Source organism: Streptomyces mutabilis, from assembly GCF_014649815.1.
GTDB lineage: Bacteria > Actinomycetota > Actinomycetes > Streptomycetales > Streptomycetaceae > Streptomyces > Streptomyces mutabilis.
The window spans coordinates 681,312-703,591 of record NZ_BMTT01000002.1 but is presented as its reverse complement, the minus strand read 5'-3'; the positions used below and the strand labels follow the sequence as shown (position 1 = coordinate 703,591).

General features: G+C 73.0%; 18 protein-coding genes and 3 pseudogenes. 10 read left to right on the top strand and 11 right to left on the bottom strand.

What is annotated here, in order from left to right; translation table 11 throughout:
* Window positions 1-219 precede the first annotated feature (219 nt).
* Window positions 220-897, bottom strand: coding sequence for a pyridoxamine 5'-phosphate oxidase (gene pdxH, locus IE142_RS07470; protein ID WP_191884927.1), 678 nt, complete (start codon window positions 895-897; stop codon window positions 220-222).
* A gap of 253 nt (window positions 898-1,150) precedes the next feature.
* Here pdxH and IE142_RS07465 point away from each other — a divergent pair, with 253 nt between their 5' ends.
* From IE142_RS07465 to IE142_RS07450, 3 genes and pseudogenes are all read left to right on the top strand, one after another.
* Window positions 1,151-2,251 carry a citrate synthase 2 gene (locus tag IE142_RS07465; protein ID WP_043381618.1) on the top strand — a complete coding sequence of 367 codons (1,101 nt, stop codon included), beginning with the start codon at window positions 1,151-1,153 and terminating at the stop codon, window positions 2,249-2,251.
* 362 nt (window positions 2,252-2,613) lie between these two features.
* Window positions 2,614-3,347, top strand: a pseudogene (locus IE142_RS07455) (GNAT family N-acetyltransferase).
* Between the two features lie 120 nt (window positions 3,348-3,467).
* Entirely contained in the window at window positions 3,468-4,916 is a 1,449-nt protein-coding gene (locus IE142_RS07450) for a PAS domain-containing protein (RefSeq protein WP_191884926.1), read from the top strand.
* Between the two features lie 76 nt (window positions 4,917-4,992).
* Here the strand turns inward: IE142_RS07450 and IE142_RS07445 are convergent, their stop codons facing one another.
* Window positions 4,993-5,748 (bottom strand): SIS domain-containing protein, encoded by a 756-nt coding sequence (locus IE142_RS07445; protein WP_191884925.1) that lies wholly within the window; start codon window positions 5,746-5,748, stop codon window positions 4,993-4,995.
* Window positions 5,749-5,960: 212 nt separating this feature from the next.
* Between IE142_RS07445 and IE142_RS07440 the strand changes: the two genes are divergently transcribed.
* Window positions 5,961-6,653 (top strand): iron-dependent transcriptional repressor DtxR, encoded by a 693-nt coding sequence (locus IE142_RS07440; protein ID WP_100046119.1) that lies wholly within the window; start codon window positions 5,961-5,963, stop codon window positions 6,651-6,653.
* A 570-nt stretch (window positions 6,654-7,223) separates the two neighbouring features.
* A complete protein-coding gene (locus tag IE142_RS07435; RefSeq protein WP_191884924.1) occupies window positions 7,224-8,168 on the top strand; it encodes an alpha/beta fold hydrolase in 945 nt (314 codons plus the stop codon).
* Window positions 8,169-8,191: 23 nt separating this feature from the next.
* Here the strand turns inward: IE142_RS07435 and IE142_RS07430 are convergent.
* The 3 genes and pseudogenes from IE142_RS07430 to IE142_RS07425 form a co-directional block, all read right to left on the bottom strand.
* Window positions 8,192-8,614, bottom strand: a pseudogene (locus tag IE142_RS07430) (transporter); the annotation flags it as partial.
* Between the two features lie 5 nt (window positions 8,615-8,619).
* Window positions 8,620-8,796 (bottom strand): annotated as a pseudogene (locus IE142_RS36380) (ABC transporter ATP-binding protein); the annotation flags it as partial.
* Window positions 8,797-8,937: 141 nt separating this feature from the next.
* Entirely contained in the window at window positions 8,938-9,591 is a 654-nt protein-coding gene (locus tag IE142_RS07425; RefSeq protein WP_191884923.1) for a bifunctional DNA primase/polymerase, read from the bottom strand.
* A gap of 322 nt (window positions 9,592-9,913) precedes the next feature.
* On the opposite strand from IE142_RS07425, the gene IE142_RS07420 reads away from it, so the two are divergent.
* Window positions 9,914-11,299: an NsdA family TPR-like regulatory protein gene (locus IE142_RS07420; protein ID WP_191884922.1), complete on the top strand. Its 1,386-nt coding sequence runs from the start codon at window positions 9,914-9,916 to the stop codon at window positions 11,297-11,299.
* 199 nt (window positions 11,300-11,498) lie between these two features.
* Window positions 11,499-13,364 (top strand): hypothetical protein, encoded by a 1,866-nt coding sequence (locus IE142_RS07415; RefSeq protein WP_229830217.1) that lies wholly within the window; start codon window positions 11,499-11,501, stop codon window positions 13,362-13,364.
* A 76-nt stretch (window positions 13,365-13,440) separates the two neighbouring features.
* On the opposite strand, the gene IE142_RS07410 is transcribed toward IE142_RS07415, so the two are convergent.
* Window positions 13,441-14,757 (bottom strand): ABC transporter substrate-binding protein, encoded by a 1,317-nt coding sequence (locus IE142_RS07410; RefSeq protein ID WP_191884921.1) that lies wholly within the window; start codon window positions 14,755-14,757, stop codon window positions 13,441-13,443.
* A 117-nt stretch (window positions 14,758-14,874) separates the two neighbouring features.
* Here IE142_RS07410 and IE142_RS07405 point away from each other — a divergent pair, with 117 nt between their 5' ends.
* A complete protein-coding gene (locus IE142_RS07405) occupies window positions 14,875-15,375 on the top strand; it encodes an SCO4402 family protein (protein ID WP_043381596.1) in 501 nt (166 codons plus the stop codon).
* 47 nt (window positions 15,376-15,422) lie between these two features.
* Window positions 15,423-16,316, top strand: a complete 894-nt coding sequence (purU, locus tag IE142_RS07400) for a formyltetrahydrofolate deformylase (RefSeq protein ID WP_191884920.1) — start codon at window positions 15,423-15,425, stop codon at window positions 16,314-16,316.
* Window positions 16,317-16,466: 150 nt separating this feature from the next.
* Here purU and IE142_RS07395 read toward each other — a convergent pair whose 3' ends face one another.
* Genes IE142_RS07395 through IE142_RS07385 form a run of 3 tightly spaced genes read right to left on the bottom strand, consistent with a single transcriptional unit; the run spans window position 16,467 to window position 18,892 of the window.
* Entirely contained in the window at window positions 16,467-17,252 is a 786-nt protein-coding gene (locus IE142_RS07395; RefSeq protein WP_191884919.1) for an ABC transporter permease, read from the bottom strand.
* Window positions 17,249-18,214, bottom strand: coding sequence for an ATP-binding cassette domain-containing protein (locus IE142_RS07390; protein WP_191884918.1), 966 nt, complete (start codon window positions 18,212-18,214; stop codon window positions 17,249-17,251). Before IE142_RS07390 ends, IE142_RS07395 begins: the two co-directional genes overlap by 4 nt.
* Before the next feature lie 12 nt (window positions 18,215-18,226).
* Window positions 18,227-18,892, bottom strand: coding sequence for a DUF4097 family beta strand repeat-containing protein (locus IE142_RS07385; protein ID WP_191884917.1), 666 nt, complete (start codon window positions 18,890-18,892; stop codon window positions 18,227-18,229).
* 224 nt (window positions 18,893-19,116) lie between these two features.
* Between IE142_RS07385 and IE142_RS07380 the strand changes: the two genes are divergently transcribed.
* A complete protein-coding gene (locus tag IE142_RS07380) occupies window positions 19,117-19,851 on the top strand; it encodes a helix-turn-helix domain-containing protein (RefSeq protein WP_191884916.1) in 735 nt (244 codons plus the stop codon).
* Between the two features lie 7 nt (window positions 19,852-19,858).
* Here IE142_RS07380 and IE142_RS07375 read toward each other — a convergent pair whose 3' ends face one another.
* Window positions 19,859-21,505, bottom strand: coding sequence for a zf-HC2 domain-containing protein (locus IE142_RS07375; RefSeq protein ID WP_370466311.1), 1,647 nt, complete (start codon window positions 21,503-21,505; stop codon window positions 19,859-19,861).
* Window positions 21,502-22,092 (bottom strand): sigma-70 family RNA polymerase sigma factor, encoded by a 591-nt coding sequence (locus IE142_RS07370; RefSeq protein ID WP_191884915.1) that lies wholly within the window; start codon window positions 22,090-22,092, stop codon window positions 21,502-21,504. The genes IE142_RS07375 and IE142_RS07370 overlap by 4 nt, the downstream gene beginning before the upstream one ends.
* Window positions 22,093-22,280 lie beyond the last annotated feature (188 nt).

The window sequence follows — 22,280 nt, the reverse complement described above, 5'->3', positions numbered from 1 at the left end:
CACTGGTGATCATAAAGCTAGGCGGCCCATGTCATCGCACCTCGGCTTCGCTGCTTTGCAGCAGTGCTGTGGCGAACGGCACGGAAGGCTGCCGCGATTTTCACCAGCGGTCCTGATCTCCACCACGGACCCGACACGAGCTCGGTCTCGTGGGCGACGAGGGCGACGAGCAGGCACATGCACCGCGCGCCGTTCCGGAACTCCGGTCGCGTGGGGGCGTCAGGGGGCGAGCCGCTCCACCCGCCATCCCCCGTCCGCCCGAGCCACGTACCGCAACCGGTCGTGCAGCCGGTTCTCCCGCCCCTGCCAGAACTCCACCGTCTGCGGCACCACCCGGAACCCGCCCCAATGCGGCGGCACCGGCACCCGCTCGCCCTCCGGATACCGCGCCGCCAGCTCGGCGTACGCGGCGTCCAGGGCCTCCCGGCCCGCCACCACGGACGACTGGGCGCTGGCCCACGCGCCCAACTGCGAGCCGTGCGGCCGGGTCCGGAAGTACCCGGCGGTCTCGTCCCGGCCGGTGCGCCGGGCCGTCCCTGTCACGACGACCTGCCGGGCCATCGGATGCCACGGGAACAGCAGCGACACGTGCGGGTTCTCGTGCAGCTCACGGCCCTTGCGCGACCCGTAGTTGGTGTAGAAGACGAACCCCTGCTCGTCGAAGTGCTTCAGGAGCACCGTGCGGGAACTGGGCCGGCCCTCAGCGTCCGCCGTGGAGACGACCATGGCGTTCGGCTCGAACAGCCCGCCCTCCGTCGCGGCCTGCTTGAACCAGCGCGCGAACTGCTCCACGGGCGTGGCGGCCAGATCGGACTCTGAGAGCCCCTCGGCCCGGTACTGCTTGCGCATCGAGGCGAGATCGAAGGGGACGGCATCGCGGTCGGTCACACCGGCCATCCTGCCGTATCACCGCGCCCCCCACTGCGTCCCTCGTCACCATGTGGCACCCAGTGCCGCGACCCCTCCCCAAAGGTGGCACTCAGAGATATCGTGCTGGTCCCGTCCCGGTTGGATGACCCTCGGCCGAACGGGGCATCACAGGGGTGACCGCAGACCAGGACCGCGAGTCGTCGTACGACCGCGGATCCCCAGGACCCGGTGATCCGAGACGGGCCGGTCGCCACACATCACGATCACGAGGAGCCGCCTGATGTCCGACTTCGTACCCGGACTCGAAGGAGTCGTCGCGTTCGAGACGGAGATCGCCGAACCCGACAAGGAAGGCGGTGCCCTCCGCTACCGCGGTGTCGACATCGAGGACCTCGTCGGGCACGTCTCCTTCGGGAACGTATGGGGCCTGCTCGTCGACGGCGCCTTCAACCCCGGCCTGCCGCCCGCCGAGCCCTTTCCGATTCCCGTGCACTCCGGCGACGTCCGCGTCGACGTCCAGTCCGCCCTCGCCATGCTGGCGCCGGTCTGGGGCCTCGAACCGCTCCTCGACATCGACGCCGAGCAGGCCCGCGCCGACCTGGCCCGCGCCGCCGTCATGGCCCTGTCCTACGTCGCCCAGTCCGCCCGGGGGCAGGGCCTGCCCATGGTCCCGCAGCGCGAGATCGACAAGGCCCAGTCCGTCGTCGAACGCTTCATGATCCGCTGGCGCGGCGAACCCGACCCCAGGCACGTCGCCGCCGTCGACGCCTACTGGACCTCCGCCGCCGAGCACGGCATGAACGCCTCCACCTTCACCGCCCGCGTCATCGCCTCCACCGGCGCCGACGTGGCCGCCGCCCTCTCCGGAGCCGTCGGAGCCATGTCCGGCCCGCTGCACGGCGGCGCCCCCTCCCGCGTCCTGCACATGATCGAGGAGATCGAACGCACAGGCGACGCCGAGGCCTACGTCAAGAAGACCCTCGACGCGGGCGAGCGTCTCATGGGCTTCGGCCACCGCGTCTACCGCGCCGAGGACCCCCGAGCCCGCGTCCTGCGCCGCACCGCCCGCGAACTGGGCGCCCCCCGCTACGAGGTCGCCGAGGCCCTGGAGAAGGCCGCCCTGACGGAACTCCACGCCCGCCGCCCCGACCGGGTCCTGGCCACCAACGTCGAGTTCTGGGCGGCCATCATGCTGGACTTCGCCGAGGTCCCGGCGCACATGTTCACCTCGATGTTCACCTGCGCCCGCACGGCCGGCTGGTCCGCGCACATCCTGGAACAGAAGCGCACCGGCCGCCTGGTCCGCCCCTCGGCCCGCTACGTCGGCCCCGGCTCCCGCGACCCGCGCGAGATCGAGGGTTACGACACCATCGCGAGCTGACGCCGGCCCCGTACACGCAGACGACCCGCGAGTCTGGTTCCTCCGGAAGAGGAGCCGGCCGGACGTACCGGCGACTCGCGGGTCGGGTGACTGCTCGGGATTGGGCCGGCTGCACGCGTCGTTCGCGCACTGGTCCGGCACCGCACTGAGTGTGGTGGCGAGCCGCTAGCCCGCAGTCACCTCACGCGTCCGGTATTCATACATCTGCCGAACCACCTCCCTTCTCGTGTACGGCTCACCCTAAGAACTGGTCGGCCATCGAATCAACGGCTTTTTCCGCGGCCGGTACGACGCCCCTCCGGCGTCCGTCCCGATGCCGATCTCCATGGACGCGTCCGGGCTGGTCACCTACCGTTCCGCCCATGACGCAGCGGCATGGGGAACCGTCGGTGAGGCGGGCGATCGTCAGTGGTTCGGTCTTCGAGGAGCGGATCGGGTACGCGCGGGCCGTCGTGGACGGGGACCGGGTGCACGTGTCGGGGACGACCGGGTTCGACTACGCGTCGATGACGATCTCCCGTTCGGCGAGGTGCGGCCGGCCGTGACCATGATGGTGTGCGGGCTCGCGGACGAGCGGATGCGGATCGAGGTCGAGGTGGACGCGCGGCGCGGGCCGGTCGGACCCGGGCCGGGGCTGCGGATGGAGGCCGTGGAGGTGGGCCGTGGCGGTGACGGGGACGCCATGGTGGAGGGGTGGCGGTACGTGCACAACGAGGTCGTGCCGCGCGCGGCGATGGGTCCGCAGGAGGCGCGGGAGCGTGCTGCGCGGTACCGGCTGGCCAACGCCTATCTCGGGGACGTGCTCGTCGGGTGCTCCACCGTGCGGCCGCCCGAGGGGGAGGAGCGGGTGGCGACCGTGATCGCCCGGGTGCTGCCCGCGTTCCGGGGGCGCGGGATCGGCACGGCGCTCCACGAGGCGGGCATGGCGCGGGCGCGGGCGCTCGGCGCGGGGGTGGTGGAGACCGTGGTGCTGGCGGCGAACGGTGACGGGTTGCGGTTCGCCGAGGGGCGTGGGTTCGTGGAGCGGGACCGGTACGTGTTGGATGGGGAGAGCGACGAGTGGGTCGAACTGAGGCTCGCGGCGACCCCGTCTTGACGGGGGCGTATGCCGAGTTTCCGCAGTACAACGATTTCCGCAATCTTGCGGGAACCCGGTGTGTGCTGCATCACGTTCGAGTTGAATGAAGGCCAGTGACGCAGCCTGCAGGGGGTCCAGGTGAGTGCTTCCCGGCGTAGTGGGACCACCGACGAGCTGGGGCCGGAAGAGCCGGAACAGCCGGAACAGCCGGAGCGGGACGGCGCGGACCTGTTGGCCGCGCTGCTCGACGGCATGGACGCGGCCCTGTGCGCGTTCGACGCGGACGGAGTGGTCACCCATTGGAACCGCGAGGCGGAGCGGATCCTGGGCTGGAGCGCCGCCGAGGCCGTGGGGCGGCAGGGGTTCGCCGGGTGGGCCGTGCGCCGGGCGGACGCCGGGGAGGTCGAGGAGCGGCTGCTGTCCGCGATGCGTGCCCCGGGGCGGCAGGTGCACGAGTTCGCGCTGCTCACCAAGGACGGCGGGCGGGTGCTGGTGCGCACCCAGTCCGCGGCCGTGCGCGGTCCCGACGGGCGGCCCGCGGGGGTGTACTGCGCGTTCAGCGAGGTGCACGCGCAGATCGACCTGGAGCGCTCGATCGCGCTGAGCGAGGCCCTGCTGGAGGACGCGAGCTGGGGCGTCGTGCTGGTGGACGCGGATCTGCGGCCGGCCGTCGTGAACGCCCACGCGGCGCGTGCCCTGGGAGCCGGGCGTACGTCCGTACTGGGACGGCCGCTCGGTGAGCTGCTCGCGCAGGGTGTGGAGGAGCTGGAGAGCGCGCTGGCCCACGTGCTGGCGGAGGGTGCGCCGCCCGGGCCCGCCGAGGTGTGGGTGAGTGTGCGTACGCCGGAGGGTGAGCGGCGCCGGTGCTGGCGCAGCGGGTTCGTGCGGCTGGCGTCGCCGCTGGCGGAGGAGCCGGTGCCGTTGGGTGTCGGCTGGCTGTTCCAGGACGTCACGGAGGGCAGGCAGGCCGAGCAGGAGGCGGCGCTGCTGCGCTTTCGCTCCAACCAGCTGCACCGGGCTGCGCGGGCGGCGGCGGAGTGCGAGGATCCCGTGGAGGCGGCGATCGTCCACCTGGACTTCGCGTTGGCCGGATTTGCCGACCACGCCTTGATCGACCGGGTGGTGGGGGAGACGGGCCACCGGGCGGGGAACACCGAGGCGGTGGTTCCGGAGGCGGCGGGGCCGGTGCGGCTGGTGCGGGTGGCGGCGACGCCGTCGGGCGCGCCGGGGCCGAGCGTGCCGGCCGGGACGTCGGGGATGCCGGTGCGCTACGGCGAGGGGCACCCGGCGGTGCAGTGCGTGGAGCGGGCGGGTTCGGTGCGGGCCAGTGCCGGTGTACGGGCGATGCCGGCGGAGCGGGTGCGGGAGTGGGCGACGGCCCGGCAGTGGCCGGCGGACACGGTGCACGCCCTGTGCGCGGTCCTGCGCAGCCGGGGGCGGACGCTGGGCGTCGTGACGTTTCTGCGCGGCTCGGGCCGGAGCGCGTTCGAGCGCTCGGACGCGGTGTACGCCGAGGACGTGGCGGTGCGCATCGCGGCGGCGCTGGATCTGGCCGGGGCGGTGGAGGAACGGCAACGGCAGCGGTAGGGCAGCGGTAGGGGTGTTCCGGACGGTTCCCCGGATCGATGCCGTGGGTCGATGTCGTGGGTCGGGGCCGGTCGGCTCAGCGGCGGTAGAAGATCCGGTCCCCGTACTGGTCCATCACGCGGCCGTTCCACTCGTGGCCGCCGTCGACGTTGCCCGAGCGCAGCAGGGGCGGTTCGACGCCGCGGTCGGCGAGGGCGGCGGCTGCCGTGGCCGTCATGGCCTGCATCAGGGCACTGGTGACGACCGTGGAGGCGGGCGCGAAGGGCGCCGGGACGGTGTCGAGCGTGAGTTCGGCGTCGCCTACGGCGATCTTGGAGTCCAGCACGATGTCGCAATGGTCCTTGAGGAAGGTGCCGGAGGCGTGCCGCGACTTGGTCTCGGAGGCGTACGCCACCGACGTCACGCCGATGACGCGTACGCCCAGGGCGCGGGCGTTCATGGCCATCTCCACGGGCAGCGCGTTGCGCCCGGACAGGGAGATGATCACCAGGGCGTCGCCCTCGCGGAGCGGCGAGGAGTCCAGTACGACGCCGGCGAGGCCGTCGACCCGCTCCAGCGCGGAGCCGAGCGTGGCCGGCATGACGTCGACGCCGACGACACCGGGCACGGCGAGCAGGTTCATCAGCGCGAGGCCGCCGGCGCGGTAGACGACGTCCTGTGCGGCGAGGGAGGAGTGGCCGGCGCCGAAGGCGAAGAGCCGGCCGCCGCCGAGCACGGTGTCGGCGAGCAGCGCGCCGGCCGCCTCGATGGAGTCGGCCTCCTCGTCGCGGACCCGTCGCAGGAGGCCGATCGCGGCGTCGATGAACTGGCCGGCCGGCGTGCGGTCGCTCATGCGGGACCCCTTCGGTGTGGCTGCGTCGCGGATCACCGTGCGGTCTGGACCAGTGCGGTGTCAATACGGCGTGGAGCCCGGTGTGCGGCTCGTGCGGGTGGCGGGGTTCGGCGGCGCGGCACGGTTGTCGGTGGTATGCGTCAGAATTGGTCGCAGGGCCAGCGCACGCGCCGGTGGGCCGTAGCCTCCGGCAATCTCATCAAGGGGCACGTATGTCCGGACTGATCGACACCACGGAGATGTACCTCCGCACCATTCTGGAGCTGGAGGAGGAAGGTGTGGTCCCGATGCGCGCCCGGATCGCCGAGCGGCTCGATCAGAGCGGTCCGACGGTCAGCCAGACGGTGGCGCGGATGGAGCGCGACGGTCTGGTGTCCGTGGCGGCCGACCGGCATCTGGAGCTGACCGACGAGGGCCGCCGGCTGGCCACGCGGGTGATGCGCAAGCACCGGCTCGCGGAGTGCCTGCTCGTCGACGTGATCGGCCTGGAGTGGGAGCAGGTGCACGCCGAGGCCTGTCGCTGGGAGCACGTGATGAGCGAGGCCGTCGAGCGCCGGGTGCTGGAGCTGCTGCGGCACCCGACGGAGTCGCCGTACGGCAACCCGATCCCGGGCCTTGAGGAGCTGGGCGAGACCGACGGCGCCGACCCGTTCCTGGACGAGGGGATGGTGTCCCTCGCCGACCTGGACCCGGGCGTGGAGGGCAAGACGGTCGTCGTGCGCCGCATCGGCGAGCCGATCCAGACGGACGCGCAGCTGATGTACACGCTGCGCCGGGCGGGCGTGCAGCCCGGCTCGGTGGTGAGCGTGACGGAGTCGGCAGGCGGCGTGCTGGTGGGCAGCGGCGGTGAGGCGGCGGAGCTGGAGTCGGAGACCGCCTCGCACGTGTTCGTCGCCAAGCGCTGACGGTCGTCGGGCCGTCGGCTCCGCGCGGTGCGGGCCGGATTCGCGCCATGGCGCGAATCCCGCCGATTCCGGGATTCGGTGCGACGAATCGCAGCCTCCGGCCCCTGCGCGTGCAAGGCTGTGGCGCAGGGCATATGACGTGAGGGCTCTGGGCCGTGGTGCGACAGCGATGTCGCCCCGACCGGAGAGGGGGAGGGGCGTGCTGCTGAGACGGAGAGGGCCCCGGCGCCGTGTGGCGCCGGGGCCTGTCCTCCCCTGTGCTGACCCGGAGCCCCGAGCTCTCAGGGTCAATCCCCTCGGACCGTTTTCCCCGAGCGGTCCGCCTCCCGTTGAAGATCTCCCCTCGGCGGCGGCGATCAATCCCTGAGGGGGGTCACTCGAATGAGGGGTGTTGGGCGCCGGGACGGCATCTTCGAATAGGTGTTCGGTATTCTGCGGGCGTCGGACGGCCGTGCAGACGGCGGCCGGTCACGGCGACAACGACAGGCACGGCAGGCAGGACACGGTTCACAGGAACGGCCGGCCCGGCAGGGCGGGCGGTCCGAGCGGAGCTTGGGGGTGCCAGGATCCATGGCGCGACGCATCGACGTGACCGGCGCGGGGGGCGTACGCCTCGCGGCCTGGGAGTTCGGCGACCCTCCCAAGACCGACCGGTTCGACCATACGGGCCCCACGGACCCCACGGGCCACGCCGGCCATCCGGACCGGACGGGCCACCCCGGTGGGTCCCCCGCCCCGGCCGGTGAGCTGCCGGGCGTGCTGTTACTGCACGGCCTGATGGGCCGCGCGTCCCACTGGGCCCCCACGGCCCGCTGGCTCGCCGCCCGCCATCGGGCCGTCGCCCTCGACCAGCGCGGCCACGGCCGCAGCGACAAACCGCCGCGGGGCTCCTACACCAGGGATGCCTACGTGGAGGACGCCGAGGCCGCCCTGGAGCAGCTCGGTCTCGGCCCGGCCGTCCTGATCGGCCACGCCATGGGCGCGCTGACCGCCTGGCAGCTCGCGGCCAAGCGTCCCGACCTGGTCCGCGGCCTGATCATCTGCGACATGCGGGCCTCCGCACTCGGCGGGGCCTCGCAGCACACCTGGGCCGAGTGGTTCCGCGCCTGGCCGGTCCCCTTCGCCACCCTCGCCGACGTACGCAAGTGGTTCGGCGAGGACGATCCGTGGGTGGAGCGCCCGAATCCGGCCCGGGGCGAGTTCTACGCCGAGGTGATGGCCGAGTCCCCGGACGGCTGGCGGCCGGTCTTCGAGCCGGAGCACATGCTGCGGTCCCGCGAGACATGGGTGTACGACGCCCACTGGGAGGAGCTGGCCCAGGTCCGCTGCCCCACCCTCGTCGTCCGCGGCCTCGACGGCGAGCTGGGCCGCGCCGAGGCGCAGGAGATGGTCCGCGTGCTGCCGCACGGCCAGTACGCGGAGGTCGCCGACGCCGGCCACCTCGTCCACTACGACCAGCCGGAGGCGTGGCGAGCGGCCATCGAGCCGTTCCTGGACGCCCTCGGCAACGGCTGACCGCGTCCGGGGTCCTCACGGCGGTCTTCCACCGCCCGGCGCACGTTCAGCCAGATGGTCAGCGCGATCACGGGGGCGCACAGCAGGGCCGTGCCGACCATGCCGCCGAAGATCGAGACCCAGGCCGGCCCCACCTGACCGGGGGCGACGTTCCTGTAGCCCTCCCGCGGGATGGAGTACGGGAAGCGTGCCGAGGTCCACGCCCCGGTAGCCAGCATCGCGCCGAGCAGCGCGAAGGACAGGCCCAGCGTCTCGGGCAGGGTCCGCCAGTCGCCGAGCATCGCCGTGGTCAGGACGGTGACGACAGTCGCGTACGGCAGGGTGACCAGCGGCAGGGCCAGCGCGCGGGCGCGCAGTTCCACGCAGGCGTCCCTGGTCGACGCGATGGTCATCGCCACCATCCAGAACGCGGACGTGTCCTGCCCGAACTGGCTGTACATCTGAACGGCTCGCCGCGGGTGCCGGAGAGGGTGGTGGTCTTCCCGGCCCCGTTCGGCCCGACGAGTCCGACGAACTTGCCCGCGGGCGGCTCCGGATCGATCCCGCCCACGGCGACCTGCTGCCCGAACCGCTTCCAGAGCCCTTGAACCCGTACGGCGCTCACACTCACCACTCCTCCCTCCGTCAACTCGGCACTCTGAGAGGGAGAAGCGCCCCTGAAGGGGGCGCGGGGCTGCGCCGATGTGCGGCTCCGCCGCGCGGGCGCGATCAACCACATACAGCGGGCGGCCGCCGGAACACGGCAGCCCGGCGGACGAGAAGGCGCCCCCTAACGATCCCGCCCGCACGCATACGCCAACGGCGACACCAACTCCTCCACGTCCGGCAGCCACCGATTCGCCGCCGTCGGCCGGCAGGCCCACTGCACGGCCCCCCGCGTCCCGTACCGCGTGGGCGGCGCAGCCACGTACGCCCCCTCGCCGAGCGCGGTGAGATCGAGGAGCCGCGGAGACCACCCCAGCTTCCGGACCAGCTCCGGCACCTTGGCGGCGGCCCCCGGAAGGACGAAGAACCGCATCCGCCGGTCCGGCGTCAGCGTCACCGGCCCCAGCGTCAGCTCCATCCGCTTCATCCGCGCCAGCGCCAGGAACCCCGCGGTCTCCGGCACGTCGATCGCGTCGAACGTGCGCCCCGTGGGCAGCAGGATCGACGCCGTCGGGTGCTTCTGCCACAACCGGCGGGCGACGGTCGCGGTGCCCGTCGCCTGGGTCGCCCAGTCCCCGCTCGCCGGGTGCACGCCCGGGGCGGCGCACGCCGGGTCGCCGCAGGAGCAGCGCTGCACCCCGTCGGCTGCTTCCAGCCAGGTGCCGGGGACCACGTCCCAGTGGCGCTCCTCGGCATAGCGTACGGCGGTCTCCAGCAGCGACGCGCCGCGCTGCTGCGGGATCTGGGCGGCTTCGGTGGCGGGGATGGTCTCTGTCACGTGGAACTCAACTCCCGTGCTCACCGCGGGTTACGGCGCTGGCGCGCGCGGGGGAGGAGCATCGATTCCGCATCCGGGGCGCATGGGTGCATGTGCGGGGGCGCGCGGGAGGATTCGCCGCGGGAGCTGGGTAGCCACGTCTGGGGCCGACGCGGGCAGTCACCCCGGCAATCCTCGCAAGCGACCGATCTTTCGCAAGCTTCGCAAGTCTCGCATTGTCGGCACAACGACGGGGCATTGATCTTCACGGCCGGATTTTCCGGACCTTCGGGAACCGCCGGGACAGCATCGAAACCGCATGAGACCGCATGGGGGTTACGCCATGGCCGCAAGGCCTCTCGTCGCGCGGCAGCCGAACGAACGACTGCAGGCGCTCATTCAGGAAGCGGGCTGCTCGAACGCGGGCCTCGCCCGCCGGGTCAATGTGTGCGGGGTCGAGCACGGGCTCGACCTGCGGTACGACAAGACCTCGGTGGCCCGTTGGCTGCGCGGGCAGCAACCGCGCGGCCGGGCACCGGCCATCATCGCCGAGGCGCTCGGACGCAAGCTCGGCCGGACGGTCACGATCGACGAGATCGGCATGGCCAACGGCAAGAACCTCGCCTCGGGTGTCGGCCTCCAGTTCTCGCCGACGGTACTGGGAGCCATCGAGCAGGTCTGCGAGTTGTGGCGCAGCGACGTGGGGCGGCGGGACTTCCTGTCCGGCTCCTCCGTCGCCGCGTCCGCGCTCGTCGAGCCCAGCCGGGACTGGCTGATTTCCGCCCCCGACTCGCAGGTGTCGCGCTCGGCCGGGCCGCGGGTGGGGCCCTCCGACGTGGCGGCGGTGCGGGCGATGACGCAGGCGCTGGTGGAGCTGGACCACCAGCACGGCAGCGGGCACGTGCGCCCGGTCGTCGTGCACTACCTGAACAGCGTGGTCTCCGGGCTGCTCGCGGGCTCCTACCGGGAGGCGGTGGGACGGGAGTTGTTCGCCACGGTCGCGCGGCTGACCGAACTCGCCGGGTACATGGCCGTCGACACCGGCCAACCCGGCCTCGCCCAGCGGTACTACATCCAGTCACTGCGGCTGGCGCAGGCGGCCGGCGACCGCGGTTACGGCGGGTACGTGCTCGCGGCCTCCATGAGCCACCTCGCCGCGCAGCTCGGGAACCCGCGGGAGATCGCGCAGTTGGCGCGCGCCGCACAGGAGGGGGCGCGCGGGCGGGTGACGCCCCGCGCGGAGGCGATGTTCCACGCGGCGGAGGCCCGCGGGCACGCGCTGCTCGGCGACGTACGGGCGGCCCACACGGCGGCAGGACGGGCGGTCACCGCGATGGACGCGGCGGATCCGGCGGCCGGGGACGACCCGGTGTGGATCGCGCACTTCGACGAGGCCTATCTCGCCGACGAGTTGGCGCACTGCCACCGGGACCTCGGGGAGGCCGACGCGGCGGCGCGGTGCGCCCGGCAGGCGCTGGACGGGCACCCCGAGTCGCGGGCGCGCAGGCTGGCCATCGGCCATGTGCTGCTGGCCACGGCCCAGGTGCAGCAGCGCGAGGTCGAACAGGCCTGCACCACGGCGACGAAGGCCGTGGAACTCCTCGGAAGTCTGCGCTCGAACCGGGGCGCCGAGTACCTGGAGGACTTCCAGGCGCGGCTGGAGCCGTACCGCGAGGAGGCGGTGGTGCGGGAGTTCGGGGCGCGGCTGGATCTGCGGACGGCCGCGTGAACGAGGGGCCCGCTGCCGCGTGAACGGGCGGGTGACGCCTGCGGTGTGACGGAAGAGGCATGTCCAGCGTGGAGCGGTCCGGTTTTGTTACTGCGGTCACAGGGAAGGAGTTGACGCCCCGGGCAGCGTGGCAGTGGGCTCCGGGGACCCGGTAGCGTGAGCCGACGATCCCGAAGGTCCCCCATTCGTAGGAGTCCCGGTGACGCAGAGTGGACAGGGCGAGGAGCCCTCGCCGCGACAAGCGCGCGAAGGCATCGTGCTGCCCTCGGACGGTGGCGAGCCGTTGCTGCCGGGCCTGACCGGCGCGAGCGCGTCGGCCGGCCCTGCCTCGGCGCCGCCCGCCGCCCAGCCCTGGGACCAGCCGTGGGGGCCCGATCAGCAGAGCCCGGCCCCCGGACAGGGCTGGCCCACTCCGCCCGACGCCCAGCCCTGGGGGTCCCCGGAGGCCGGTTCCCAGCCGTCCGCCGCGCACGCCTGGCCCGCGCAGAGCGGCCCTGCCCAGTCCCCCGGCGCTCTGCCGCCCCAGGCGGGCCCGGGTCCGCTGCCCCCGGAGGGTGCGCAGGCCGGCCCGGGGTACGGGGGGCCTGCCGGCGGCCAGACGTACGGGGGGTCCGGCGGTGGTCAGGCGTACGGCGGATCGTTCGACGGTCAGGCGTACGGGGGACAGTCCGGAGAGCAGGCGTACGGCGGTGCGTACGGCAGCCAGGCGCCCGGCGGATCTGCCGGTGGCCAGGCTCACGGGGCGCAGCCGCCGTACGGGCAGCAGGGGCAGTACGACCAGTACGGGGCGCTCGGTCAGGCCGGTCCGCACGGGCAGCCCCCCGCGGTGGTCCAGCAGCAGGCCGCCGCCCCGCTCCCTCCCGCCGACGAGGGCGCCACCCAGTACCTGCCGCCCGTCGGGGCCGCTCCCGCCGACGAGGGCGCGACGCAGTACATGCCCCCGATACCCGCGGCGGGGAACTTCGCCGACGAGGGCGCCACGCAGTACATACCCCCCGTCTCCCCGGGCGCGCTGCCCCCGGAGAGACCCGCCCGGCCCCAGTACTCCGAGTCCACGCAGTTCCTCGGCACACCACCGCAGTACCCCGCACAGCCCACGCCCGGGTACCAGCCGGCCCCCGCCACCCCCGACGCCGAGGCCACGCAGTTCATCGCGCCGGTGCCCGGCGGCCCAGCCGCCCCGGCCTCGTTCGGCGTCGCGCCCGGCGGCGACGAAGGGCGGCAGCCCCCCGCCGAGTTCGACAGCCTCTTCCGCAGCGCCCCGGGCGCGGACGGACCGGCTTCCTCCACCCAGCAGATGCCCCGTTTCGACGAGCCGCGGGCAGCCCACCCCGGCGGCCCCTCCGCCTACGCCCCGCAGGGCCCGGGCGGTGGCGGCGGCAGGCGGCGCGGCGGTCACGACGACGGCGGCCGGGGCGGACACGGCGGGCGCGCCGGCTCGCGCGTGCCGCTGCTCGCGGCCGTGGGCGTCGGGATCGCCGTCGTCGGCATCGGCGCCGGCGCGATGATGGCCAACGGCGGCGGGGAGGAGGCCAAGGGCGACAACCAGCCCGTCTCCGCGACGGCCCCGGTGGTCTCCGAGTCCGCGTCGGCCCCCGCGTCACCGTCGGTCGACCCGGCCCGGGAGCAGGCCGTCGCGCTGGACAAGCTGCTGGCCGAGAGCGGCACCGGCCGGACCACGGTGATCAACGCCGTGGCCGACGTGAAGTCCTGCGACAACCTGGCCCAGGCGGCCAAGGACCTGCGCGCGGCCGCCAAGCAGCGCACCGGGCTGGTCACCAGCCTCTCCGAGCTGTCCGTGGACAAGCTGCCGCGGCACACCGAGCTGACCACCGCTCTCACCAAGGCGTGGCAGGCATCCGCGTCGGCCGACGATCACTACGCGGCCTGGGCCGACCGGACGGCCGGGAAGAAGGGCTGCAAGAAGGGCAAGGCCGCCACCCAGCCCAAGGAGGCCAACCGGGAGAGCGGCACGGCGAGCACGGAGAAGGCCAAGGCGGCCAAGCTCTGGAACGCCATCGCCAAGCAGTACGGCCTGACGGAGCGCGGGCCCACCCAGCTCTGACCGGCGCGCCCGGCTCGACCGGCCCACCTCGGCTCCGGCCGGCCCGGACGGCGACCCCGGCGCGGCCGGGGCCCGCTCAGACCACGTCGGCGTTCTGCAGGGTGCGGGTGGTGTCCACGGCGCCCTGGCGGGCGGAGACCAGCCGGCCCTGCCGTACGACCTGCAGGGTGACCTCGGTGTTGACCAGGCGCGGGAAGCCGACCGACGCGAGCTTGCCGGCGAACGTCCACTGGAGGGCCGGGGTGAGTCCGTCCGTGCCGACCTTCAGGCCGCCGTCGAGGGCCCGCCGGACGGTGTGGGCGCTCACCTCGCCGTCGCCGAGCGACTCGAGGACCTTCTTGAGGACGGTGTACGCGATCCAGGTGGTCTGCACCCCGGCGTCCGCCGCGTCGACGTCGTTGTCGCCGAACGCCTCCTGTTCGATCACCTTCTTCATCCCGTTCCAGGCCGGGTCGTCCACTTCCGGGTACCAGCCCGTGACGTACGCCCCCTCGTAGGGTCCGGACGTCCCGCCGCTCGCGTTGACCGTGGTCTGGTCGACGCTGCCGAGCACGCTCGCGGTCCGCACGTCGGGGTAGTCCTCGCGGGCCCGGCGGAAGGAGTCCATGAAGGTGCCGGTGCGGTCGCCGAGGACGGGCACCACGCACCCCGGGTCCACGGGATCACCGGTCGCGTGCTCCAGGGCCCGAGCGGACTGGCCGCCGTACTCGGTGGCGTCCTCGGCCGCCCGCTGGTCCTGGGCGCGCTCGTGTCCGCCCGAGGTGAGCCCCGCGTCGAGCAGGACGGGGAGCTGGTCGCCCGCGATGGTGTCGGGACGGACGAGGGTGACGGGTCCGCAGGAGTCGGCGAGCGCGCTGCCGAGGCCGGCCAGCAGCGCGGGCTGGCCGCCGTTGACCGGGTAGGACAGGGGGCTGGTGAACTCCGCGTTGGTGATGCCGTAGCCGCCTATGTACGGGATGCCGGCGCCCTCCAGCACGGGGAAGAAGGAGTCGGCGTGCTGACTGTAGGAGCCGACGACCGCGACCGCCTCCTCGTTGACGGCACGCCGGGCGCACTTGGCCGCGGTCACCCCGTCGTTGTGGTCGTTGCAGGTCAGCACGTTGAGCCGACGGCCGCCGATGCCGCCGTTCGCATTGACCCAGCGGGCGTAGGCCTGCGCGAAGGACGTCATGCCCGGCTTGTTGGTCGCGCCCGTTTCCTGCGGCGCCCAGGTCATGACGGTGATCGGGTCGTCCTCGGAACCCCCCGTGGTACCGGGGAAGACCCCGCAGCCGGCGGCGAGCGACACGCACGCCACCAGCGCGCCCGCCGACAACGCGCCGGTACGGGTGGCCCGGGAGCGGCCGCTCGGGCGGCGGAGGAAGCTGCTGCGGGTGGGACGCCTTCCGGTCATGTACCCGCACGATTCCGTCACACGGCCAACCCGGAGGTGACCTGTGGTCAATGTGCGGTGACACGGAGGTGAATTGCGGGGGTCGGTGAGCCGTCCCGAATGAGGAACGTACGATCGATGACCGTGCAAGGTTCGGAGAACTCTTCCCGTCGCGGCCGTCGCTCCTCCACCATGGGCGGCATGCCCCTCAACGACATGCCGTGGTGGCGCTGGCGCAGCAACGTGCGCTCCGCGCTGCACATGCTCTCCGCCCCCGCCTTCCAGCGGGACGTCTGGCTGGCCGGTGTGGACGGCTACGGCGACGTCACCGACGCGGTGTACCGGCTGGTGGAGGACACCTGGCTGGACCACTGGTCGGCGGAGAAGTACGTGGGCACGGTCTTCCGGGACTCGCAGGAGGCGGCGCTCGTCGACACCGCCGTGCTGCGCGTACTGAGGATCATGCACCAGGTGGGGCCGGACGCGCCGGTGAACGCCTATCTCGACCACCCGGACTGGCCGGAGGCGGTGCGCGCGGCGCGCGACGCGCACCTGCGGCTGGCCACCGGTGACGGCGAGGACCCGGAGGCGGAGCCGCGCTCGCTGGAGCTGCTGCGGATCCTGACCCGGTCCGCCTGACGGGACGGCGCTCGGGCGGCGGGCCGGGATATGGGACCCTGTCCTGCATGAACGAGCAGTCCTCCGTCGCCGTCCCGTCGGCCGCCGCCCCGGCCGGCCAGTACGTCCTCACCCTGTCCTGCCCCGACAAGCAGGGCATCGTGCACGCCGTGTCGAGCTACCTGTTCATGACCGGCTGCAACATCGAGGACAGCCAGCAGTTCGGCGACCACGACACGGGACTGTTCTTCATGCGGGTCCACTTCTCGGCCGACGAGCCGGTGACCGTGGACAAGCTGCGGGCCAGCTTCACGGCGATCGGCGACGCCTTCCAGATGGACTGGCAGATCAACCGGGCCGACCAGAAGATGCGCATCGTGCTCATGGTCAGCAAGTTCGGGCACTGCCTGAACGACCTGCTCTTCCGGGCCCGGACCGGCGCGTTGCCGGTGGAGATCGCGGCCGTGGTCTCCAACCACACGGACTTCGCTGAGCTGGTGGGGTCGTACGACATCCCCTTCCACCACATTCCCGTGACGAAGGACACGAAGGCGGACGCCGAGGCGCGGCTGCTGGAGCTCGTGCGCGAGGCAAACGTCGAACTCGTGGTGCTGGCCCGCTACATGCAGGTCCTCTCGGACGACCTGTGCAAGCAGCTCAGCGGCCGGATCATCAACATCCACCACTCCTTCCTGCCGAGCTTCAAGGGCGCCAAGCCGTACCACCAGGCGCACGCGCGGGGCGTGAAGCTGATCGGCGCGACCGCGCACTACGTGACGGCGGACCTCGACGAGGGACCGATCATCGAGCAGGAGGTCGAGCGGGTCGGCCACGACGTCACGCCGGACCAGCTGGTCGCCGTCGGGCGGGACGTGGAGTGCCAGGCGCTGGCGCGGGCGGTCAAGTGGCACGCGGAGCACCGGATCCTGCTGAACGGCCGGCGGACGGTCGTCTTCGCCTAGGCCGTCGGCGCGTCGGCGCCTGGGGCCGTCGTACTGGTCCCCCGGAACGCCGGAAGGGCGGCGTGACGCCGGCGTGTGCCGGAGTACGCCGCCCTGGGGCGGAACGGATCGGCGGCCGAGGAGTGACTCGGCCCGCGTGGTCACGGCGGTCTACTTCGGGTCGCTGTCGAACTTCGAGGTCGACCAGAAGTAGCCGAGCGCGGTGAGGGCGAGGCACCAGACGAGGGCGAGCCACCCGTTGTGGCCGATCCCGGTGCCCAGGAGGAGACCGCGCAGGGTCTCGACGGCGGGCGTGAACGGCTGGTACTCGGCGACGGGCTGGAACCAGCCGGGCATGGAGTCGACCGGGACGAAGGTGCTCGAGATCAGCGGGAGGAAGATCAGCGGCATCGCGTTGTTGCTGGCGGCCTCCGCGTTCGGGCTGACCAGTCCCATCCCCACGGCGATCCAGGTCAGGGCCACGGTGAAGAGCACGAGGAGCCCGAAGGCCGCCAGCCACTCCAGGGCGGTGGCGTCCGCGGAGCGGAAGCCGATGGCCAGGCCGACGGCGCCGACGAGGACCACGCTCATGATCGACTGCACCACGCTGCCGATGACGTGCCCGATGAGTACGGAGCCGCGGTGGATGGCCATGGTGCGGAAGCGGGCGATGACGCCCTCGGTCATGTCGTTGGAGACGGAGACCGCGGTGCCGATCGTGGTGGACCCGATGGTCATCAGGAGCAGGCCCGGCACGATGTAGGCGACGTAGTCGGAGCGGTCGCCGCCGCCGATGCCGGCGCTCATCGCGTCCCCGAAGACGTAGACGAAGAGCAGCAGCAGCATGACCGGTGTGAGCAGGAGGTTCAGGGTGAGGGACGGGTAGCGCCGGGCGTGCAGGAGGTTGCGGCGCAGCATCGTGGACGAGTCGCGCACGGCGAGGTTGAGGTTGCTCATCGGACGGTCTCCTTGGGCTGGTCGGTCTGGGCGGGGACGGTGGCGGTGCCGGTGAGGGCGAAGAAGACGTCGTCGAGGTCGGGGGTGTGCACGGTCAGCTCGTCGGCCTCGATGCCGGCCGAGTCCAGCCGGTCCAGGACGGTGCGCAGTGCGCGCTGGCTGCCGTCGCTGGGGATCTGCAGGGCCAGCGCCTCGTCGTCCCTGGCGCTCTCGTGCAGTGCGGAGGCGGCGGACCGGTAGGCGGCGGGGTCGGTGAAGCGGAGGCGGACGTGTCCGCCGGGGATCATCCGTTTCAGCTCCTCCGCGGTTCCTTCGGCGGCGATCCGGCCGCCGTTGAGCACGGCGATGCGGTCGGCGAGTTCGTCGGCTTCCTCCAGGTACTGGGTGGTGAGGAAGACGGTGACGCCGTCGGAGACGAGCTCGCGGATGATCTGCCACATGTTGTGGCGGGAGCGCGGGTCGAGGCCGGTGGTCGGTTCGTCGAGGAAGATGATCCGGGGGTCGCCGACCAGGGTCATTGCGATGTCGAGACGGCGCTTCATGCCGCCGGAGTAGGTGGATGCGGGCTTCCTCGCGGCCTCGGTGAGGTCGAAGCGCTCCAGCAGCTCGGCGGCGACCCGCCGGCCCTCGTCGCGGGAGAGGTGGTGCAGGTCCGCCATGAGGAGCATGTTCTCCTCGCCGGTGATCAGCCCGTCGACGGCGGAGAACTGCCCGGTGACGCCGATCGCGGCCCGCACGGCCTGGGCGTGGGTGGCGAGGTCGTGGCCGCCGACGCGGATGTCACCGGCGTCGGCCGTGATGAGCGTGGAGAGGATCTTGACGGCGGTGGTCTTGCCGGCGCCGTTCGGGCCGAGCAGGGAGAAGATCGTTCCTTCGGGGACGGTCAGGTCGACACCGTCGAGGACGGTCTTGTCGCCGTAGGACTTGCGCAGTCCGTTCGCCGCGATGGCCAGGTGGGTCATGACTGTTGCTCCTCAGAGGCTGCGGGCGGTGATGTCGCCGTGGGCGGTGGTCGCGTGGATGGTCAGGCCGGGGGTGCCGCCGGTGTTCCTGAGCGCGTTGTCGATGCGGCCGTAGGAGGTGCCGGCGTCCAGGGAGGCGGAGACCCCGGCGGCGGCGCCGACCGACACGTCGCCGGACTGGGTGCGCAGGGTGAGGGTGCCGCGCACGGCCTCCGCGATCCGGATGTCTCCCTTCGCGGTGCTGATCTCGGCGGGACCGCCCAGCCGACCGACCGAGACGTCGCCGGCGGCGGTGGTGAGGCGGAGGCTCGCGGCCTCGTCGACCTTGACCGGGCCGTGTGCGCCCTCGTAGCCGACGTCGCCGAGCCGTCCGACGCCCCGGAACTCGGTGGCGGCCGTCCTGGCCTCGACGCGGGAGCCGGCGGGCAGCCGGACCGTCACCTCGATGGATCCGGAGGCGCCCAGAAGCTGGTTGTTCGCCGGGGTCTCGATCCGCAGGATCCCGTCGCCGAACTCGACCCTGGTCTGCTCCGCCGCCTTCACGTCGCGCCCCTTCGAGGCGTTCGCGGGCAGGACCTCGACCGTGGTGTCGGCGCGGTCCGCGGCGATGAACTGGATGCGTCCCGCGGGGACGTCGAGGACGGCGGAGATCGGGGCCGGGGTGTCGAAGGTCTGCATCGTGCCCTCCTGTACTCATCGGTGTTTCTGACATGCGAAACGCTACGTTGCCTTTATGAATCCATCAACAGTTCTGTTGCGCTGTGGTAGAAAACATGCAGGTCAAAGGTGGTTAATCGTTGCATCGGATCGAAAGGTAACGCAACATCAGAAGGAGTGGCCGTTGCAATGGAAAGGAAGTGAACGCTATAGTGGCGTCACCAAGGGAGCGCGAAGGAGACACGATGCCGGGAGGCAGGCTCACCCAGCAGGAACGTCAGCAGATCGCACTGGGGCTGGCCGACGGCCTCGCCTACGCGGAGATCGCCAGACGCCTCGACCGCCCCACCTCGACGATCACGCGCGAGGTGATGCGCAACGGCGGTCCCACCGCGTACCGCGCCGACCTCGCGCACCGGGCCACCGAGCGTCGCGCCCATCGCCGCAGGCAGCCCGCTCCCCGGGGGTCGCAGGCGCTGCCGCAGGCCCACGGACGTGACGCCGAGGCCGTGCGCGAGTACGAGGAGACGCTGACCACGGTCTTCATACAGACGGGCACGCCGAAGATGATGGCCCGGGTGATGGCCTGCCTCTGCGTCAGCGACACGGGCAGCCTCACCGCGTCCGAACTCGTCCGGCGCCTCCAGGTCAGCCCGGCGTCCATCTCCAAGGCGGTCGCGTTCCTCGACAGCCAGGGCCTGGTCCGCCGGGAACGCGACGAGTCGCGCCGCGAGCGGTACGTCATCGACGACGACGTCTGGTACCAGTCCATGATCGCCAGCGCCCGTGGGACCCTGCAGGTGGCCGAGACCGCACGTCAGGGCGTCGGTGTCCTCGGCGCCGGCACCCCGGCCGCGGAGCGTCTGGAAAGCATCGCCCGCTTCCTCGACTTCATCTCCGAGAGCATCGTCCGCGCCGCGGACCAGGCGCGTGAGGTCCTCCACACGGCGCCCGCCACGCCCCGCGACGGCGTCGAGTGAGCCGCCCCTACATCCGGCTCAGGCTGGCCGCCGCGAACAGGACGTCCCTGATCGCCTCGCGGTCGCCCACCTGACCGGCCGCCGCCTCCGCCGGAGGCACATGGCCCGCGGCCAGCCGGCAGAACTCCACGCCGTCCAGGGCGACATGGGCCACCTCGTGGTCGGCGGAGCCCGTCGCGCCCGGCGAGTCCAGCGGGATCAGCCACTCGCCGCCGCCCGATCCCTCGATCTCCAGCCGCAGGCTGCGCCCCGGCGCCCCCGCGGTGACCAGGTGTGGGCGAGTGCCCGGTGCGGCCAGTCCGGCCCGGCGCCGTTCGGCCAGGACGCCCGGCAGCATCCGGGCCGCGAGGTCGACCATGCGGTTCAGATGGCGCGCGGAGGGAGGCTCGTACGGGTAGTCGACCGCGTCCGCGATGTCCTCCGCGTGCACCCAGCACTCGAACGCCCGGTCCAGCATGGCGTCGTGCAGCGGCAGCTCGCAGTCGCCGTACGACACGGGCATCCCGCCGGCTGCCCCGGTGAACGAAACGGTCCGGACGATGCCGTGGCTCTGCTCGCGCCAGGGCGCCCGCACCGCGCGGGTGGGCGGGTAGTGGGAGGCACGCCAGTACGCCTCCGTGCGGCCGGCCGGCGCGGAGGTGGGCGCGGCGATGTCGCCCAGCGGATCGGCGAGGCCGAGGGCGGACGCGACCAGCCCGTCGACCGTCAGCAGGTGTGCGATGACCCCGGCGACGGTGGTACGGCGGCTCGCGGCGCCGTCGGCCTCGAACCAGCGCAGCCGGACCGGGGCGTGCCACTCGGCGTCCTCGAAGTCCTGCAGCAGCGCGTCCAGCCGCGCGGTCTCGGCGTCGTACGGCGTCGCCCACTCGGGCACGGGGATGCGCGGCGGGCGCCGCTCCAGGCACCCCTCCAGGACGCGGGTGCGCAGTGCCGGGTCCAGGTCGAGGCTCTCCGGCCGCTGGAGCAGGGTCACGGCGTCGCGCAGCCGCAGCGCCTCGTCGGCACAGGGGGCGCACTCACCGATGTGCTCCTCGACCGCCGCCGCCTCCTCGGCCGAGCAGGCGGCCAGCGCCCACGCGCCGAGGAGCGACGTCAGTACGTGGTGCTCCAGCGTGAGGGGACCGCCCGGGGCCACGTCGGGCAACGTTCGCCCGGTGTCCTCGGCGGACGCGCGGGGGAGCGGTATGCGGGGGGCCGGGGCGGGACCGCCGGGCTCTCCGGGGGACGACCCGCCCGGCCCGCCGGGCTCGTCCCCGTCGTGCCTCCCGCCCGGCCCGTCGGGTTCGTGCCGCCCGCCGGGTCCGGCTGTGCTGCCTGGTCCGCTGGGCCCGGCTGTGTTGCCTGGCCCTCCCGGAGCGGCCGTGCTGCCCGGCCCGCCCCGCCACGCTGAGCCGCCTGTCCCGCCCGGCCCCGGGGCCGGGTCCGGCCGGTCGTCCCCTCGCGGGCCGCCCGGGGCCCGGTTCCGCGCCGCTCCGCCGGAGGCGTCCGGCGGAGCGGCGCCGTCGGCCGAGGGCGTGCCGGGGACGGCCGGACTCCCCGGGCGGACCGGCTTGCCCCGCTCGGCATGGCCGCCCCGCGCCTGCGTGTCCTCGTCCCCGGTGCTCCCGCTTCCCCGGGCGTCCGCGCCCCCGTCCTCGTCGTACGCCCCCTTCACGCCGCACCCCCGTATCCCGGCGGCGCTCCGGGCGTCCCGGGGGCGCCGGCGTCGCGGGCCGTGGACAGGAGCTGGAGGCCCAGGCGGAGGCGGCGGCGGGCCTCGTCCTCCGTGACGCCGAGGTCGGCGGCGGTCTGGCGGTAGTCGCGGCGCTGGAAGTAGGCCAGCTCCAGGGCGGCGCGCAGCGGCGCCGGCATGGACTGGACGATGTAGTCGGCCCGCGCGGCGACCGAGGCGCGGCGCACCTTGCTCTCCAGCTCCTCGACGGTCCCGGAGCCGTCGCGGGCGAGGGCGGCCGTCTCCGTGGTCCGCAGCCGCTGCACGGCCAGCCGGTGGGTCAGCGCGGCGATCCAGGTGCGCAGCGGGCCCTGCCGGGGGTCGTAGGCGTCCGGATGCTCCCAGACGTGCGCGAAGACGTCGCGCGTGAGATGGTCGGCGGCCCGCTCGTCGTCGAGCACGCGGTGCGCGAGCCCGTGCACCAGCGAGGCGAACCGGTCGTACAGCTCACCCAGGGCGGCGGCCTCGCCGCGTGCCAGCCGCTGCTGCATCTTGCGGTCCCAGCGCTGCGGTAGGTCCCTCTTCGCCATGCGGCCTCTTCACCCCCTGTATCCGTACGTACCTTGGGCGTCGCCCTCCAGCCTGCGGCCGGCGTCTCCCCGAATGTAGTCGGCACGTCCGACGCCACACGCTCCTTTGTGCCAATGCGCGCCCCCGGCGGCCCGCACGTGCTAAACGCCTCCCCTACCCTCTATCGTGCGACCGGATCCGACCGAAC